The organism is Sodalis sp. C49, assembly GCF_046352915.1.
In the GTDB taxonomy this organism is placed as follows: Bacteria; Pseudomonadota; Gammaproteobacteria; order Enterobacterales; family Enterobacteriaceae; genus Acerihabitans.
This window is the reverse complement of sequence record NZ_CP163303.1, coordinates 2,754,057-2,768,823: the sequence shown is the minus strand read 5'-3', so window position 1 is coordinate 2,768,823 and position 14,767 is coordinate 2,754,057. Positions and strand designations below refer to the sequence as shown.

Annotated in this window: 15 protein-coding genes; 10 read left to right on the top strand and 5 right to left on the bottom strand. The window is 58.8% G+C overall.

Translation table 11 applies throughout. The features are described 5' to 3' along the window. Positions 1 to 14 precede the first annotated feature (14 nt). Positions 15 to 320, bottom strand: a complete 306-nt coding sequence (bsmA, locus tag ABUK12_RS12525) for a biofilm peroxide resistance protein BsmA (protein WP_410016545.1) — start codon at positions 318 to 320, stop codon at positions 15 to 17. A gap of 72 nt (positions 321 to 392) precedes the next feature. Here bsmA and yjfP point away from each other — a divergent pair, with 72 nt between their 5' ends. The 5 genes from yjfP to rplI all read left to right on the top strand — a co-directional run bounded on the left by yjfP (position 393) and on the right by rplI (position 3,033). Continuing rightward, positions 393 to 1,139 (top strand): esterase, encoded by a 747-nt coding sequence (gene yjfP / locus ABUK12_RS12520; protein ID WP_410016544.1) that lies wholly within the window; start codon positions 393 to 395, stop codon positions 1,137 to 1,139. A 451-nt stretch (positions 1,140 to 1,590) separates the two neighbouring features. Continuing rightward, positions 1,591 to 1,986 carry a 30S ribosomal protein S6 gene (rpsF, locus tag ABUK12_RS12515; RefSeq protein ID WP_162364108.1) on the top strand — a complete coding sequence of 132 codons (396 nt, stop codon included), beginning with the start codon at positions 1,591 to 1,593 and terminating at the stop codon, positions 1,984 to 1,986. Positions 1,987 to 1,992: 6 nt separating this feature from the next. Then, positions 1,993 to 2,310 (top strand): primosomal replication protein N, encoded by a 318-nt coding sequence (gene priB, locus ABUK12_RS12510; protein WP_331120002.1) that lies wholly within the window; start codon positions 1,993 to 1,995, stop codon positions 2,308 to 2,310. A gap of 4 nt (positions 2,311 to 2,314) precedes the next feature. Beyond that, positions 2,315 to 2,542 (top strand): 30S ribosomal protein S18, encoded by a 228-nt coding sequence (gene rpsR / locus ABUK12_RS12505; protein WP_048637617.1) that lies wholly within the window; start codon positions 2,315 to 2,317, stop codon positions 2,540 to 2,542. A 38-nt stretch (positions 2,543 to 2,580) separates the two neighbouring features. Next, a complete protein-coding gene (gene rplI, locus ABUK12_RS12500; RefSeq protein ID WP_410016543.1) occupies positions 2,581 to 3,033 on the top strand; it encodes a 50S ribosomal protein L9 in 453 nt (150 codons plus the stop codon). 150 nt (positions 3,034 to 3,183) lie between these two features. On the opposite strand, the gene ABUK12_RS12495 is transcribed toward rplI, so the two are convergent. Beyond that, positions 3,184 to 3,834, bottom strand: coding sequence for a LysM-like peptidoglycan-binding domain-containing protein (locus ABUK12_RS12495; RefSeq protein WP_410016542.1), 651 nt, complete (start codon positions 3,832 to 3,834; stop codon positions 3,184 to 3,186). 203 nt (positions 3,835 to 4,037) lie between these two features. On the opposite strand from ABUK12_RS12495, the gene ABUK12_RS12490 reads away from it, so the two are divergent. Together ABUK12_RS12490 and cysQ are read left to right on the top strand one after the other, a co-directional pair. Beyond that, a complete protein-coding gene (locus ABUK12_RS12490; protein WP_410016541.1) occupies positions 4,038 to 4,658 on the top strand; it encodes a peptidylprolyl isomerase in 621 nt (206 codons plus the stop codon). A gap of 120 nt (positions 4,659 to 4,778) precedes the next feature. Beyond that, positions 4,779 to 5,525 (top strand): 3'(2'),5'-bisphosphate nucleotidase CysQ, encoded by a 747-nt coding sequence (cysQ, locus tag ABUK12_RS12485; RefSeq protein WP_410016540.1) that lies wholly within the window; start codon positions 4,779 to 4,781, stop codon positions 5,523 to 5,525. A gap of 7 nt (positions 5,526 to 5,532) precedes the next feature. On the opposite strand, the gene ABUK12_RS12480 is transcribed toward cysQ, so the two are convergent. After that, complete coding sequence (locus ABUK12_RS12480; RefSeq protein WP_410016539.1) at positions 5,533 to 6,102, bottom strand: YtfJ family protein; 570 nt, start codon at positions 6,100 to 6,102, stop codon at positions 5,533 to 5,535. Between the two features lie 297 nt (positions 6,103 to 6,399). Here ABUK12_RS12480 and ABUK12_RS12475 point away from each other — a divergent pair, with 297 nt between their 5' ends. Further along, positions 6,400 to 6,606: a DUF1107 domain-containing protein gene (locus ABUK12_RS12475; protein WP_162364102.1), complete on the top strand. Its 207-nt coding sequence runs from the start codon at positions 6,400 to 6,402 to the stop codon at positions 6,604 to 6,606. Between the two features lie 118 nt (positions 6,607 to 6,724). On the opposite strand, the gene ABUK12_RS12470 is transcribed toward ABUK12_RS12475, so the two are convergent. Continuing rightward, a complete protein-coding gene (locus ABUK12_RS12470; RefSeq protein WP_410016538.1) occupies positions 6,725 to 8,056 on the bottom strand; it encodes a hemolysin family protein in 1,332 nt (443 codons plus the stop codon). Between the two features lie 289 nt (positions 8,057 to 8,345). Continuing rightward, a complete protein-coding gene (msrA, locus tag ABUK12_RS12465) occupies positions 8,346 to 8,987 on the bottom strand; it encodes a peptide-methionine (S)-S-oxide reductase MsrA (protein ID WP_410016537.1) in 642 nt (213 codons plus the stop codon). A 229-nt stretch (positions 8,988 to 9,216) separates the two neighbouring features. Here msrA and ABUK12_RS12460 point away from each other — a divergent pair, with 229 nt between their 5' ends. Both ABUK12_RS12460 and ABUK12_RS12455 read left to right on the top strand, forming a co-directional pair. Beyond that, a complete protein-coding gene (locus ABUK12_RS12460; protein WP_410016536.1) occupies positions 9,217 to 10,953 on the top strand; it encodes an autotransporter assembly complex protein TamA in 1,737 nt (578 codons plus the stop codon). Next, the gene (locus ABUK12_RS12455) at positions 10,950 to 14,765 is read left to right on the top strand and encodes an autotransporter assembly complex protein TamB (RefSeq protein ID WP_410016535.1); all 3,816 of its coding nucleotides are present in this window, start codon (positions 10,950 to 10,952) and stop codon (positions 14,763 to 14,765) included. The genes ABUK12_RS12460 and ABUK12_RS12455 overlap by 4 nt, the downstream gene beginning before the upstream one ends. The last annotated feature ends 2 nt before the right edge of the window (positions 14,766 to 14,767 follow it).

Sequence of the window (14,767 nt, the reverse complement as noted above, 5' to 3'; positions counted from 1 at the left end):
ATGACCCTTCCCGCTTAACGATATAAAATGGCCTCGCCGCGCCAGATGCCGGCGATAACGTCTTCCGACAGCATAATGATCTGATAATAGCGGGCCTGGCGGGCATTGGCCTGCGCGCGCAGCGCAGCTTCGGCATCCATCGGGCTGCCGCGTTCCTCGACGGCGATCCGGCCTATTTTGGTCAAGGCGCCGGCCTGATTGCGGCTGATTTCCTGCGCCTGGGCGGTGGGCGCAGGCGGCGGGACCGGCTTGCCTTCAAGCACGCTGCAGCCCGCCGTCAGCATGCTCAGGAGCAGGATTATAGGGTAAAGTGGTTTCATCAATGTCGGCCATAAAAAAACAACGCAGTGAGATAGAGATAGTATAAAAGAATAATGCGAAGGGGGGGCAATATGGTTGAAATGCATCAGGAGTCCGTCGGCGGTATCGACGTCATCCATGCGGTGCCGGCGGGGGGATACCCGCTGCCGCTGCCGACAATTTTCTTTTACCACGGCTATACCTCGTCAAAAGAGGTATACAGCTATTTTGGTTATGCCCTGGCAAAGGCCGGATTTCGCGTTATCCTCCCGGATGCCGCCATGCATGGCGCGCGGTTTGACGGCGACGAGCAGCAGCGCCTGGCCCATTTTTGGGCAATTCTACGCGCTAATATCGACGAGATGCCCGCCATGAAAACACATTACCAGCAGCGGGGGCTTATCGATGACGGACGCATCGGCGTATGCGGCGCGTCCATGGGCGGCATGACCGCGCTGGGCGCTATGGCGCGCTATGACTGGCTGCGCGTGGCGGCGGACTTTATGGGCTCGGGAGATTATCTGCGGCTGGCGAAAACCCTGTTCCCGCCCGTGGCGCTAACGTCAAGCGCCGGGCAAAAAGAGTTTGAGCGCCAGATGGCCCCCCTGGCCGGCTACGAAGTCTTCCATCAGCTCGAGAAGCTGGCAAACCGGCCGCTGTTGATTTGGCATGGCGAAGCCGACCCACTGGTCCCGGCCACGGAAAGCCGCCGCCTGTACCAGGCGCTGGAGGCGCGTGGGCCTCATCAGGCGACATACCTCACCGAACCCGGCATCGGCCATAAAATTACGGTAAGCGCGCTGTCCGCCGCCGTGACGTTTTTCGGGCGGCACCTTTAACCCGGCATCCGGCGTCGACGGCCAATAAAAAAGCCCCACAGGGGGGCTAAAATAAACTTACTTTATAATTATTGATGATTCCCTGGTGTTGGGGATTCTATCGCCGCCTTATCCCGGCGGCGCCGGCGACTGTTCACCGTCGCCAGTGATTTATTATTAAACAGTATATGCCAGCGCGCAGGGGAGGGAAATAACACTTTATTGATTGAATAAATCAGTTTTTTTGAACAAAAAACATACATATTGAATAGTTTTTTTGCTAATTAATGCTTTTCTATATAACTGTGCCCGTTCACCGCCGCTTTCCCTGCGCATCGGTCCTTGTATTTGCCGCCGCATAAATGTAAGATTGCGCGTCATTTTTCAGCCGCACAATTATCACGTTCCTTGCTTCCATGGGCCGCGGTTGACCCTGACAGGAGGCTGAATAATCCGTAAGGAGCAATTCTGTATGCGTCATTACGAAATCGTTTTTATGGTTCATCCTGACCAAAGCGAACAGGTTCCAGGAATGATCGAGCGTTATACCGGTGTTATCACCAACGCGCAGGGCATCATTCATCGTCTGGAAGACTGGGGCCGCCGTCAACTGGCTTACCCGATCAATAAACTGCACAAAGCCCACTATGTTCTGTTGAACGTAGAAGCCTCGCAGGAAGTGATCGATGAGCTGGAAACAAACTTCCGCTTCAACGACGCCGTTATTCGCAGCATGATCATGCGCGTTAAACATCCGGTTTCCGAAGCCTCCCCGATGGTCAAAGCAAAAGATGAACGCCGCGATCGCCGTGAAGATTTCGCCACCGAAGCCAACGATGACAATGATGCTGGGGATTCTGAAGAGTAATCGATGATGACGGCGAACCGTCTGATGCTGTCCGGCACCGTGTGCAAGGCACCCATTCGAAAGGTCAGTCCGTCGGGTATTCCTCACTGCCAGTTTGTGCTTGAGCACCGCTCGCAGCAACAGGAAGCCGGTTTTTCACGGCAAGCATGGTGCCGTATGCCCGTGGTGGTCAGTGGAAAACAATCGCAAGAGATTACTCGCAGTATAACGGTCGGTACGCAGCTCACCATCCACGGTTTCATTTGCAGCCATCAAGGCCGCAATGGGCTGAATAAAATGGTCCTGCATGCCGAGCAGATTGAATTGATAGATTCTGGAGACTAGCCAAATGGCACGTTATTTCCGTCGTCGCAAATTCTGCCGTTTCACCGCGGAAGGCGTTATTGAGATTGACTATAAAGACATCGCTACGCTGAAAAACTACATCACCGAAAGCGGTAAAATTGTCCCGAGCCGTATCACCGGTACTCGTGCCAAATACCAACGCCAGTTGGCCCGTGCGATCAAACGCGCGCGCTACCTGTCTCTGTTGCCGTACACTGATCGTCATCAGTAATCGGTCACTGTCCACTAAGACTTTGAGAGGATAAGGTAATGCAAGTTATTCTGCTTGATAAAGTTGCCAACCTGGGTAGCTTAGGCGAACAAGTTAACGTTAAAGCGGGTTATGCCCGTAACTACTTGGTACCGCAAGGTAAAGCCGTTCCGGCCACCAAGAAAAACGTTGAGTATTTTGAAGAGCGTCGTGCTGAGCTGGAAGCCAAGCTGTCTGAAGTTCAGGCCGCGGCCCAGGCTCGCGCCGATAAAATCACTGAACTGGGAAGTGTTACCGTTGCGTCTAAAGCAGGCGACGAAGGTAAACTGTTCGGTTCTATCGGTACGCGCGACATCGCCGACGCCATCACCGCTGCCGGCGTCAACGTCGCCAAAAGTGAAGTGCGCCTGCCTAACGGTGTGCTGCGCACCATCGGCGACCATGATGTCAGCATCCAGGTTCACAGCGAAGTTTTCGCTACCCTGAATGTTATCGTGGTGGCTGAAGCCTAATCGAAAGATTAAGCGATTGATAAAACGCCGGCTTATGCCGGCGTTTTGCTGTCTGGCGCCCGGAGAACGCGCCATGGGCGGTCAACTGCCGGGGGCGAATTTCTGCGCGTTCATGGGGAAGGGTAGCCTGGCCGGGGTTCAGGCCCGCGTTTAATGACGCAGGTAACTGCCGTCGGCCTGCCTGACAAAACGTATGCGGCTGTTGGCGCCGGTTTCAATCGTCAGCGTCTGCACGACACCCTGGGCATTCTGCTGGATTTCCACCTGCTGACCCGCCTGCAAGCTGCTAAGCGGTTTGTCGTCGCCTTCCGCCTGCGCCATCGCGAATACATCCCCTACCGGCAGGTTATGCTCGCGAAACAATTGCGCCAGCGTCTGGCCCTCGACGATGCGATAGCGATGCAACTGGCCGTCGCCGGCGGCGGGCGCCGGGGCCGGGGCGGCGGACCGGTTATTGTCCACCAGCTCCGCCTGGATAACCGTTCCCTGGCCATTGGCCGCGGTTTTCGCACCGGGGGCAGGCGTGGTATCCGTCGAGGGCGAATAGGGCCAAAGTATCGCCGCCGCGATAATCAACGCGGCAATCAGCACCAGACGGCGATGCAGCGGCGGTAACGGACCCATCCACTGGAAACCGTCGGGTAAGTGCCATACTCTTTTCAGCAGGGTCAGCATTGGCCGGCCTGATGCGTTGGAATCATCATCGGGCAGCAGACGCAGAGGCCACTTCCATTTGAATCCGCCGTAACCCAACGGGGAAAAACGTGGGGTTTTGTTTTTCCCGGGCGAAATTCTGCCCATGATAACCTCTCTTGCAATGGTTTACCTGTTGTAACCCTCGCGAGTATAAAGCGGCGCACAGGGAACCTCCATAGCTTAATTGACCGGTAAGCAAGAAGCCTGCCTGCCCGATGCAGGACTCATATTCATCATAGAGGATTTTACCCCAAACGCCTGCGCTGTTATGCTGCGCCTTTCGCTTTTTACCATTTCAAGGAAAAAACATGAGCGTACCTTCTTTAGACAGCGTGGAAGCCCAGGCCAGTTACGGCATTGGTTTACAAGTGGGCCAGCAGTTGCAGGAGTCGGGACTGGAAGGCTTGCTGCCCGAGGCCCTGCTGGCCGGGCTGAGCGATGCGCTGGCCGGCAATTCCCCGGCGGTGCCGGTTGACGCCATCCACCGCGCCCTGCGCATTATCCATGAACGCGCGGATGCGGTTCGTCTCGATCGCCAGCAGCATCTGGCGGTGGCGGGACAGCAATTCCTGGACGCCAATGCCAAGGAAGAGGGCGTGCGCCAGACGGAGTCCGGTTTGCAGTTTAAGGTCCTGGCGCAGGGCGACGGCGCCATACCGAGCCGCCAGGACCGCGTGAGCGTCCATTATACCGGGCGTTTGCTGGACGGCACGGTATTTGACAGTTCGGTACAGCGCGGCCAGCCGGCGGAGTTTCCGGTTAACGGGGTTATTCCCGGCTGGATAGAAGCCCTGACGCTGATGCCGGTCGGCTCGAAGTGGGAATTGTACATTCCGCACAACCTGGCCTACGGCGAGCGCGGCGCCGGCGCGTCCATACCGCCGTTCAGCGCGCTGATCTTCGAAGTCGAGCTGCTGGAAATCCTCTGATCCCCGCGGGGCGCGTTTGGCGCGCCCCGCTGCCGACACCCGCCGCTAGATTATTCCGATGGCTATTTTGTGAAAAAAAGCTAGTCTGGTGAATATGATGTAATGATCCAGAGGTGAGACATGATTGAACAGATTAGCCGGCTCTCGCGTGAGGCGGGCGCTGCGATTATGCGGGTCTACGATGGCGGTGCGCCCGTCGAGCTGACCCATAAAACCGACGATTCACCGCTCACCGCCGCCGATCTGGCGGCGCATCGGGTTATTGTCGCCGGACTGAAGGCGCTGGCGCCCGATATTCCCATTCTGTCCGAAGAGGACCCGCCGGCGTGGGACGTGCGCCGCGGCTGGACCCGCTTCTGGCTGGTGGACCCGTTGGACGGCACCAAGGAGTTTTTGCGGCGCAACGGCGAGTTCACGGTGAATATTGCCTTGATCGAAGACGGCCAGCCGGTAATGGGCGTGGTGTATGCCCCGGCCACCGATATCCTTTACGCCGCCGACGCCGGCAATGCCTGGAAGATAACGCCTGACGGCGAACGGCTGGCCATCCACTGCAAGGAGGCCCGGCCCCCGCTGGTGGTCATCAGCCGTTCGCACAGCGACGATAGCGAATTACAGGATTATCTGGCCCAACTGGGCGAGCATCAAACGGTGACCATCGGCTCCTCGCTGAAGTTTTGCCTGGTGGCGGAAGGCAGCGCGCAGCTTTATCCCCGCTTCGGACCGACCAGCGTCTGGGATACCGCCGCCGGCCATGCGGTGGCCGCCGCCGCCGGCGCGCTGGTCAACGACTGGACCGGACGCACGTTGGATTACCATCCCCGCGAATCCTTTCTGAATCCGGGTTTCAGGGTGTCGTTGTTCTGAACCGGCCTTAATGCGCGCCGCCTGGCAACAGGCGGCGCAGCAGCGTGGTGACCTGCTGTATCTCGGCAAACGACAGCGCGCCCTCCTTGGCATACCGTACCCGCCCCTGGGCATCCAATACCATGACCGCCGAGCTTTTCGGCTGCAGATGCCACGCCTGCAGTACATTGCCATGGGCATCCAGAATAAACTGGGAACCGGGATAAATGGTCTTGTGATTTTCCACCCAGTTGCGGGCGAACGAGGGCCCGCTGCCGAAGACGGCGTCGTTTTCGTTGATGATTGTCGTCGTTTGGTAATATTTAGCCGGTAAGTTGGTTTTCTTGAGCGCTTCAATCATCGCGGCGTTCATCTCGCTGGCGGAGGATTGGGCGGCAATATGTTGCACCAGTCTGATTTTTCCCGCGAGCTGCGAGCTATCCCAGAATTTATAGCTAAACTTCTCTTTCTGGAGCAGCAATTCGCCTTGTTCGGCGACCGCCACCTTAGGTAGGGTCTTGCCGATAACCAGGCTATGGGCAAGGGCGCCGCAGGATAGCGGCCATGCCAGGAGTAATACGATTAACGGGCAGCGCATGATGCGGCTCCTTTAAGCGAAGGGAGGCCCGGATCGGCGCCGGGCGAGGGGGTTACCACCCCGATCGCCGTATTGCGCCGGATGACCAAGCTAATGCGTTTTCAGCATATTAGTACTGCTGTAATAGATAGGGCTTTTATAGCATTCTGTCAAATTGTGTAAAAGCAGCTCAGTGTTCTGTTGTTGCGTGAACTTAAGCACATATGAAGACTCTTATAAAGTGCTAGTGTGAGTTCCCTTGCCGGGTTTAACAACGCAACGGCAGGACGAGAAAAATAACGGGAGTTGAGTAAAAAAATGAGAATCTTCCATCGCTATAACGCTATCAAGGTAGCAACCTACGTTAAGACTTTATTCCGCGGTCGTATTTATATCAAAGGCTTCGGCGCCTTCGAATTTGATAAAGGCAAGATTTTGCTGCCGAAGGTGCGCGACAAGCAGCATTTCCACGTCATGTCGGAAGTCAACCGGCAGGTCATGCGGCTCCAGTCCGACATGGGCTGACCGGCCCTTTTCCTGATTACCTTGTCCGCAATACGATAATGACCTGCCCCCCGGCGACTGCGCGCCCGGGGGCAGGATAAATCGCGCCTAACGGCGGGACGTGGACCGGACTTTCGCCTCAGGCAACGTGCGAGGTGTCCGTCGTCTTGGCCAGCACCAGCGTGGATTTTTCCTCAATACGGGTCACCAGCAGCTGATCGATTTTATAGCTGTCGATGTCCACCACTTCGAATTTATAGCCGCCATAGCGCACAAAATCAGTACGTTTAGGTATCTTGCGCAGCATGAACATCATAAACCCGCCGATGGTTTCATAATTTCCCGCCTGCGGGAACTCATCGATATGCAGCACCCGCATCACGTCGTCGATGGGCGTGCCGCCCTCGATAAGCCACGAATTCTCGTCACGGGTAACGATCTGCTCTTCCAGCCCCTGTCCCACCAGGTCGCCCATCAGGGTGGTCATCACGTCGTTAAGGGTAATGATGCCCACCACCAGCGCGTATTCGTTAAGGATCACCGCAAAGTCCTCGCCCGCGGTCTTGAAGCTTTCCAGCGCTTCCGACAGGGTCAGGGTATCCGGTACGATCAGCGCCGAGCGGATCTGGACGCCGCTGTTCAACGCCAGGCTTTGGTTGCCCAGCACGCGGTTAAGCAAATCTTTCGAATCCACATAACCGACAATATGGTCAATGTTGGCGTCGCAGACCAAAAACTTTGAGTGAGGATGCGTTGAGATTTTTTCTTTTATACTGTCCTCGGTCTCGCGCAAATCGAAATAGATAATGCTTTCGCGCGACGTCATGGACGAGGGCACCGTGCGGGACTCCAGCTCAAACACATTCTCGATGAGCTCATGCTCTTGCTTGCGCAGCACGCCCGCCAGTGCGCCGGCCTCCACCACCGCGTAGATATCATCGGAGGTAATATCGTCCTTGCGCACCATCGGCAGCTTCAGCATGCGGAAAATGACGTTGGCCAAACCGTTAAACAGCCAGACCAGCGGGCGGAAAACCAGCAGGCAGAAGCGCATCGGGTTGATAATCCGGATGGCGCAAGCCTCCGGTGAAATCATACCGATGCGTTTCGGGGTTAAATCGGCGAACAGGATAAACAGGCTGGTGACCAGCGTAAATGAACAGATAAAACTGATTTGATCGGCCATCTCCGGCGACATAAAACGAATAAGAATGGAGGCGAAGGAAGGTGAGAACGCCGCATCGCCCACGATACCGCCGAGGATAGCCACCGCGTTCAGGCCGATTTGGATAACGGTAAAGAAGATGCCGGGCGTCTCCTGGAGCTTAAGCACGCGTTTGGCGTTGATATTTCCTTCATCCGCCATCAGCTTGAGTTTAATTTTGCGCGAAGCGGCGAGGGAGATTTCCGATACGGAAAAAAATGCGCTCACCGCGATTAATAGCAGGATAAGCAGGATACTGTTTAGCATAATTCGACCACTTCGGGCTGACAGTTATGCCAGCGCGCCTTTGAAGGGCAACGTGTTGGTTAAAGATAACATATTTCAGTCTGTTACGGGGAGCCGAAACGTCATTTACGGCTGCGGGCAGCCTGCAGCGACAATGGTCAGCCCGTTGCGGATACGCGACGTCATCAACTGCCCGACCGACAGTGGGCACAGTATAACAGCAGCCCCCTGGGGGCTGCTAAGATTAATAACGTGATGGTTTCCGGCGTCTTGGCCAGAGCCGGTTTATCAACAGGCCCCGCTGGCGAGATTACGCCTGCGGCGGCATGCATACCCCGATGCCGCCGAGATTACAGTACCCCTGCGGATTTTTGTGCAGATATTGCTGGTGCTCGTCCTCGGCATAGTAGAACGGCGTGGCCGGTTCGATGGCGGTGGTGATGGCGCGCCGATCGCCGGCCTGCTCCATCGCCTGCTGGAAACGCTGTTTGCTGGCCTGCGCCTCGCGTTCCTGCTCCGGGGTCAGCACAAAAATCGCGGAGCGATATTGCGAACCGATATCGCCGCCCTGGCGCATACCCTGCGCCGGATCGTGATTTTCCCAGAAATACTGCAACAGCTCGCGATAGCTGATGATTGCCGGGTCAAACACCACCCGCACCGCTTCCGCATGGCCGGTCTGGCCGGTACAGACTTCGCGATAGGTTGGGTTCGGCGTATAGCCGCCGGCAAACCCCGCCGCCGTGCTGTAAACCCCCGGGATCTGCCAGAACAAACGCTCCACGCCCCAATAACATCCCATGGCGAACAGCGCCACCTCCATATGATCGGGAACGTGAGTCATGGAATGGCCGTTAACCACATGGGTGGTCGCCACCGGCATCGGCGTCAGGCGGCCCGGCAGGGCTTCGCTTTGTGATACAAGCTGGGTTTTATCAAAATTCTGCGCCACGATAGACTCCTGTTGAGACGATTATCGAAATAATGGGCTATTGCCTGTTGTCTTGTACACTTTCTTTACAGACAATAAACGCCAATATTACGTTAAGCTGTAAGCTTATGACTGTATTTTAGGGTAAAAGGACTAAAAACAACCCCAGGGTCGTTTAATAATAAATATGACGGCGATTGTGCGCGTAAGGAATCCACCCGCGGGAAAGTAAGAAAATTCAGGAGCCAGCGTGCCAAATAATCGCCTTCTTTGCCTGTTTTGCATTCTACTGGCTACGCCATGGTCCTACGCCGCCAACGTGCGATTGCAGGTGGAAGGACTGGAGGGAGAATTGCAGCGTAATGTCCGCGCGCGCCTGTCCACCATCGGCGCGGATGAAATCACGGCCGATGCGCGATTCCAGGCGCGCGTCGACGGCGTGGTGCGGGAAGGGCTGCGCGCCCTGGGCTACTACTCGCCGCAAATCGATTTTGAGTTCCGCCCGGCGGTCAACGGCGGACGGCCCGTGCTGCTGGCCAAGGTCGCGCCCGGCCAGCCGGTGAAAATCGCCGGCGTGAACATCAGCCTGCGCGGCGACGCGCGCACCGATAGGGATTACCTGGGCCTGGTGCGGCGCAGCCGGCCGGCCATCGGCAGCGTGCTCAATCATGGCGATTACACCAATTTTATCAGCGGCATGACCGGCCTGGCGGTACGCAACGGCTATTTTGACGCGGATTTCCCCAAGCGGCAGCTTGGCGTATCGCCGGAACGCCACGAAGCGTTCTGGGATGTGATCTTTGACAGCGGCCAGCGTTACCGCTTCGGCAAGGTGCGTTTTCACGGCGCGCAAATCCGCGAGGACTACCTGCAGAATATTCCCGCTATCCGCGAGGGCGACGAGTACAGCGCCGTCTCGCTGGCGGAGCTTAACCGCCAGCTTGCCGCCACCAACTGGTTTAACTCGGTGGTGGTCTCGCCCGATTTCAGCGCCGGGAAAACCAATAAGGTCCTGCCGCTGGACGCGGTGGTAACGCCGCGCAGCCGCAATATTATCGAAACCGGGGTCGGATTTGCCTCCGACGTCGGGCCCCGGGTCAGAACCACCTGGAACCGGCCCTGGCTCAACGACCGGGGCCATAGCCTGCAGACCACGCTGAGCGTATCCGCTCCCGAGCAGGCGCTGGATTTCAGTTATAAAATCCCGCTGCAAAAAAGCCCGCTGGAGCAATATTATGTGGTGCAAAGCGGGTTTAAGCGCGAAGACCTTAACGATACCAAATCCGATGCCACCACGGTCAACGTGGCGCGCTTCTGGGATTCTTCTTCCGGCTGGCAGCGCTCGGTCAACCTGCGCTGGAGCCTGGACCATTTTACCCAGGCCAATGTCACCGATACCACCATGCTGCTCTATCCCGGCTTCACGGTTAACCGTACCCGGCAGCGCGGCGGGCTGATGCCCACCTGGGGCGACTCCCAGCGTTATTCCATCGACGTGTCCGATACCACCTGGGGCTCGGATGTGGATTTTTTCATTCTGCAGGCGCAAAACGTCTGGGTACGCACCCTGGCGGATAAACACCGTTTCGTGGCGCGCTATAACCTGGGCTGGATCGAAACCAATAATTTTGATCGCGTGCCGCCGTCCCTGCGTTTTTTCGCCGGCGGCGATCGCAGCATCCGCGGCTACCGGTTCCGGGCCATATCTCCCCGCGACGAGGATGGCAAGCTAACCGGCGCCTCGAAGCTGGCCACCGGTTCCCTGGAGTATCAATACAATGTGACCGGCAGGTGGTGGGGAGCCACCTTTATCGATACCGGCCAGGCGGTGAATGATTTCCGGCAGACCAGCCTGAAAACCGGCGCCGGCGTCGGGGTAAGATGGCAGTCGCCGGTAGGCCCGATCAAACTGGACGTGGCCGCGCCCGTAGGCGATCCCGAGGAACATGGATTGCAGTTCTACATAGGATTAGGGACAGAACTATGAGTCTTGCAAAAAAAATCGGCCTCGGCATCCTGACCGTTATCGTACTGCTGCTCGGCGCGCTGGCGTATCTGATCGGCACCACCAGCGGCCTGCATCTGCTGCTGAACGGCGCCGCGCGCTGGGTGCCGGGACTGGACATCGTCAGCGTCAGCGGCGGCTGGCGCGATCTGACGCTGAAGGGGGTGCGCTATCAGCAGCCGGGCATGACGGTAAACGCGAACGAGCTGCATCTCGCGCTTGATTTCTCCTGCTTTCGGCACAGTGCGCTGTGCGTCAACGATCTTGCCTTGAGCGGGGTGGATGTGGCGATTGACACCGCCGCGCTGGCGCCGGGCCAGCCGGACGCCCCGGCCGCGGCGCAGGACACCACGGCGATAAGTACCCCCTATCCGCTGATCCTGCGTAATCTCAGCGTCAACGGGGTGCGGGTGCAAATCGACCATACGGTCATCGCCCTGGACAGGTTCCACAGCGGCATGGATTTTCGCGGCAATACGCTTATCGTCACGCCCACGGAGATTAATGGCCTGCTGGTGGCCCTGCCGAAAGCGGCGGCGGTGCTGGCCGACCAGGCAATCGACGCCGTGGCCCAGACCGATGAGCAACGACGCGCCGCCGCCCGCCTGGCGGCCGAAAAGGCGGCGGCACAGGCGCCGCCCTTGGCGGAAACCTTAAAGGCGCTATTCGCCGTCCCCGTGTTGCCCGGATTGCCGGATATCCAGGTGCCGCTCAATATCCAACTGCAGGAACTGCGCGGTACGGACCTGCGGCTTACCGGCGATACCGATATCCAGGTAACAAGCTTCCTGATGCAGGGGCGGACGCTGGATCGGGAGATCACCCTGGAACGCCTGCGCATCGACGCCGTGCAGGGTTTGCTGAGCGCCAGCGGCAAGGCGCGCCTGGAGGGACAATGGCCGCTGGAATTAACCGTTAACACCCAACTGAATATCGATCCGGTCAAGGGCGAGAGGATCAGGCTGACGGTCGGCGGCAGTTTACGCGATCGCCTGGATACCGCCCTGAATTTTTCGGGGCCGGTCAAGGCGCAAATCAATGCCGGCCTGCGCCTGGCCGACAGCGGCCTGCCGCTGGAGGTGACGTTCGCCAGTCCTGGCGCGCAGTGGCCGTTGACCGGCGAACCGCAATATCGCCTGCGCGATCTGGCGCTGAAGGTTGATGGCAAGGCGGTGGATTATACGCTTGCCATGCAGGGCGCCGTCAGCGGCGAGGGCCTGCCGCCGGCGGATCTGTCCCTTGAGGGGAAAGGCAATCCCACGCAGTTTACCTTGACGCGCCTGCGCGTGGCGGCTCTGGAGGGAACGACCGATCTGACGGCGGTGATTGACTGGAGCGACGCGGTGAGCTGGCGGAGCGAACTGACGCTCAGCGGCATCAATACCGCCCGGCAATGGCCCGATTGGCCGGCCCGGCTCGCGGGCAAGATTTCCACCCGGGGCAGCATCCACGGCGGCAGCTGGCAGCTGCGTATCCCCGAACTGACGCTTAACGGCAATATCAAACAAAACCCGGTGACCGCCCGCGGTTCCCTGAGCGGCAACGCCGCCGGGCAGTGGCATATTCCCGATCTCCGGCTGGCGCTGGGGCGCAACAGCCTGGATATCAAGGGTGATTTAAACCAGCAACTGGCTCTCGACGCCGTGCTCGATGCGCCGAACCTGAACGGCGTCCTGCCCGGCCTGGCCGGCACCGCCCGCGGCCGGTTCACGGTACGGGGCGAGCGGCAGACGCCGCAGGTCAACATGGATCTGAACGCCGTCGGGCTGCGCTGGCAGTCCCTGACCGTGCGTCGCATCGCCCTGGCCGGCAATCTCCGCGTTAGCGATATCGTGCGCGGCGACCTGAACCTGCGCCTGGATCAACTCCAGCAGGATAACCTGCTGGTGCGCCAGCTTACCCTGGCGGTAACCGGCGACGAGCGCCGCCACCAGCTGCGCCTGAATTTGCAGGGCGATCCGATTGCCGGCGAGTTATCGCTTAACGGCGGCTATGATCGGCAGCGGCAGCGCTGGCAAGGCGCCCTGACCCAGACGCGTATCGGCACGCCGGTGGGCGACTGGCGGTTAACCCGCGCCATGACGCTGGATTATCAGCATAGCTCGCAGCGCGTCGTTATCGGCCCCCACTGCTGGCAGAATCCCAACGCCCGGCTTTGTGTTCCCGCCGCCATCGACGCCGGCGCCGGCGGCCGGGCCGCGGTGGTGCTCGAGCGTTTCGATCTGGCGATGATCCGTCCCTTCCTGCCGGCGGACACCGCGCTGAGCGGCCTGTTTACCGGCCGGGCGGAGGTGAGCTGGCAACCGGGCGGCGGATTGCCCCAGGCGCGAATCGCCCTGGTGGGCAGGGGGGTAAAGGTGGTACAAAATGTCCAGGGCAATGCGTTGCCGGTAGCCTTCGAGACGTTAAATCTCAACGCCGGCCTGGATCACGACCGCGCGCGTCTGGACTGGCAGGTGGGCATTGCCGGCAATGGCCAGTTTACCGGCCAGGTGGCGGTGGCCGATCCCCAGGGGCGACGCACGCTTTCCGGCGACGTTACTATCAGCCGGCTGTCGCTGTCTGTCCTTAACCCCATTTTGTCGCGGGGAGAAAGCGCCGCCGGCATCCTGGACGCCCGTCTGCGCGTCGGCGGCAGCGTCGCCCGGCCGCAGCTGTATGGGCAATTGGGCCTGGACCGGCTGCTGATGCGCGGCAACTGGATGCCGTTTGCCATGAATGAGAGCCGTCTGGCGATGGTGTTCAACGGCACCAGTTCGACACTGCAAGGGGTTATCCATACCACCCATGGACAGCTTAACCTTGGCGGCAGCGCCGACTGGAGCAATATCAGCGCCTGGCGCGCGCGGATCGCCGCCCAGGGCTCCGGGATAAGAATTACCGTGCCGCCCATGGTGCGCATGGATGTCTCACCTGATATTGTGTTGGAGGCCGCGCCGCAGGTCTTTACCCTTAACGGCCGGGTCGATATACCCTGGGCGCGGATCGAGGTGAAGGAATTGCCGCCGAGCGCGGTGGGCGTGTCGCCCGACGAAGTGATCCTCGATAAGCAGCTGCGCCCGGTGGAACAGGCAAAGGTCAACACGGTTATCAACAGCAACCTGGTTATCCATGTCGGCCGCGATGTGCGGCTGGATGCCTTCGGACTGAAGGCGCGGCTGGAGGGCGATCTGAAAATGATCCAGGATAAGCAGGGCCTGGGCCTGAACGGCCAGATCAATATCCCGTACGGCCGTTTCCGGGCCTATGGGCAGGATTTGAGCGTCCGGCGCGGGCAATTGATGTTCGCCGGTCCGCCGGATCAGCCGCTGCTGAACGTTGAGGCCATTCGTAACCCGGATAACACGGCGGACGGTGTGATCGCCGGCGTCAGGGTGACCGGCATGGCGGATCAGCCACGGCTTGAGGTGTTCACCGAACCGGTGAAATCGCAGCAGGAGGCGCTGTCTTACCTGCTGCGGGGCCAGGGGCTTAATACGCCCGGCGCCGACAGCAGCGCGATGACGTCGATGTTAATCGGGATGGGGGTTGCGCAAAGTGGGCAACTTGTGGGTAAAATCGGCGCAGCGTTCGGGGTAAGTAATTTAACCCTGGATACGCAAGGTGTCGGCGACGAGTCCCAGGTCGTGGTCAGTGGTTATGTTGCACCCGGCTTGCAAGTTAAATATGGGGTCGGTATTTTTGATTCATTGGCAACGTTAACGTTACGTTACCGTTTAATGCCGAGACTTTATCTGGAAGCCGTGTCTGGTCTCGATCAGGCATTGGACTTGCTCTATCAGTTTGAGTTTTAACA

Bases quoted from the DNA above. Each gene is read 5' to 3' on its own strand.
- bsmA (WP_410016545.1), bottom strand. From the start codon at position 320: ATGAAACCACTTTACCCTATAATCCTGCTCCTGAGCATGCTGACGGCG.
- yjfP (WP_410016544.1), top strand. From the start codon at position 393: ATGGTTGAAATGCATCAGGAGTCCGTCGGCGGTATCGACGTCATCCAT.
- rpsF (WP_162364108.1), top strand. From the start codon at position 1,591: ATGCGTCATTACGAAATCGTTTTTATGGTTCATCCTGACCAAAGCGAA.
- priB (WP_331120002.1), top strand. From the start codon at position 1,993: ATGACGGCGAACCGTCTGATGCTGTCCGGCACCGTGTGCAAGGCACCC.
- rpsR (WP_048637617.1), top strand. From the start codon at position 2,315: ATGGCACGTTATTTCCGTCGTCGCAAATTCTGCCGTTTCACCGCGGAA.
- rplI (WP_410016543.1), top strand. From the start codon at position 2,581: ATGCAAGTTATTCTGCTTGATAAAGTTGCCAACCTGGGTAGCTTAGGC.
- ABUK12_RS12495 (WP_410016542.1), bottom strand. From the start codon at position 3,834: ATGGGCAGAATTTCGCCCGGGAAAAACAAAACCCCACGTTTTTCCCCG.
- ABUK12_RS12490 (WP_410016541.1), top strand. From the start codon at position 4,038: ATGAGCGTACCTTCTTTAGACAGCGTGGAAGCCCAGGCCAGTTACGGC.
- cysQ (WP_410016540.1), top strand. From the start codon at position 4,779: ATGATTGAACAGATTAGCCGGCTCTCGCGTGAGGCGGGCGCTGCGATT.
- ABUK12_RS12480 (WP_410016539.1), bottom strand. From the start codon at position 6,102: ATGCGCTGCCCGTTAATCGTATTACTCCTGGCATGGCCGCTATCCTGC.
- ABUK12_RS12475 (WP_162364102.1), top strand. From the start codon at position 6,400: ATGAGAATCTTCCATCGCTATAACGCTATCAAGGTAGCAACCTACGTT.
- ABUK12_RS12470 (WP_410016538.1), bottom strand. From the start codon at position 8,056: ATGCTAAACAGTATCCTGCTTATCCTGCTATTAATCGCGGTGAGCGCA.
- ABUK12_RS12455 (WP_410016535.1), top strand. From the start codon at position 10,950: ATGAGTCTTGCAAAAAAAATCGGCCTCGGCATCCTGACCGTTATCGTA.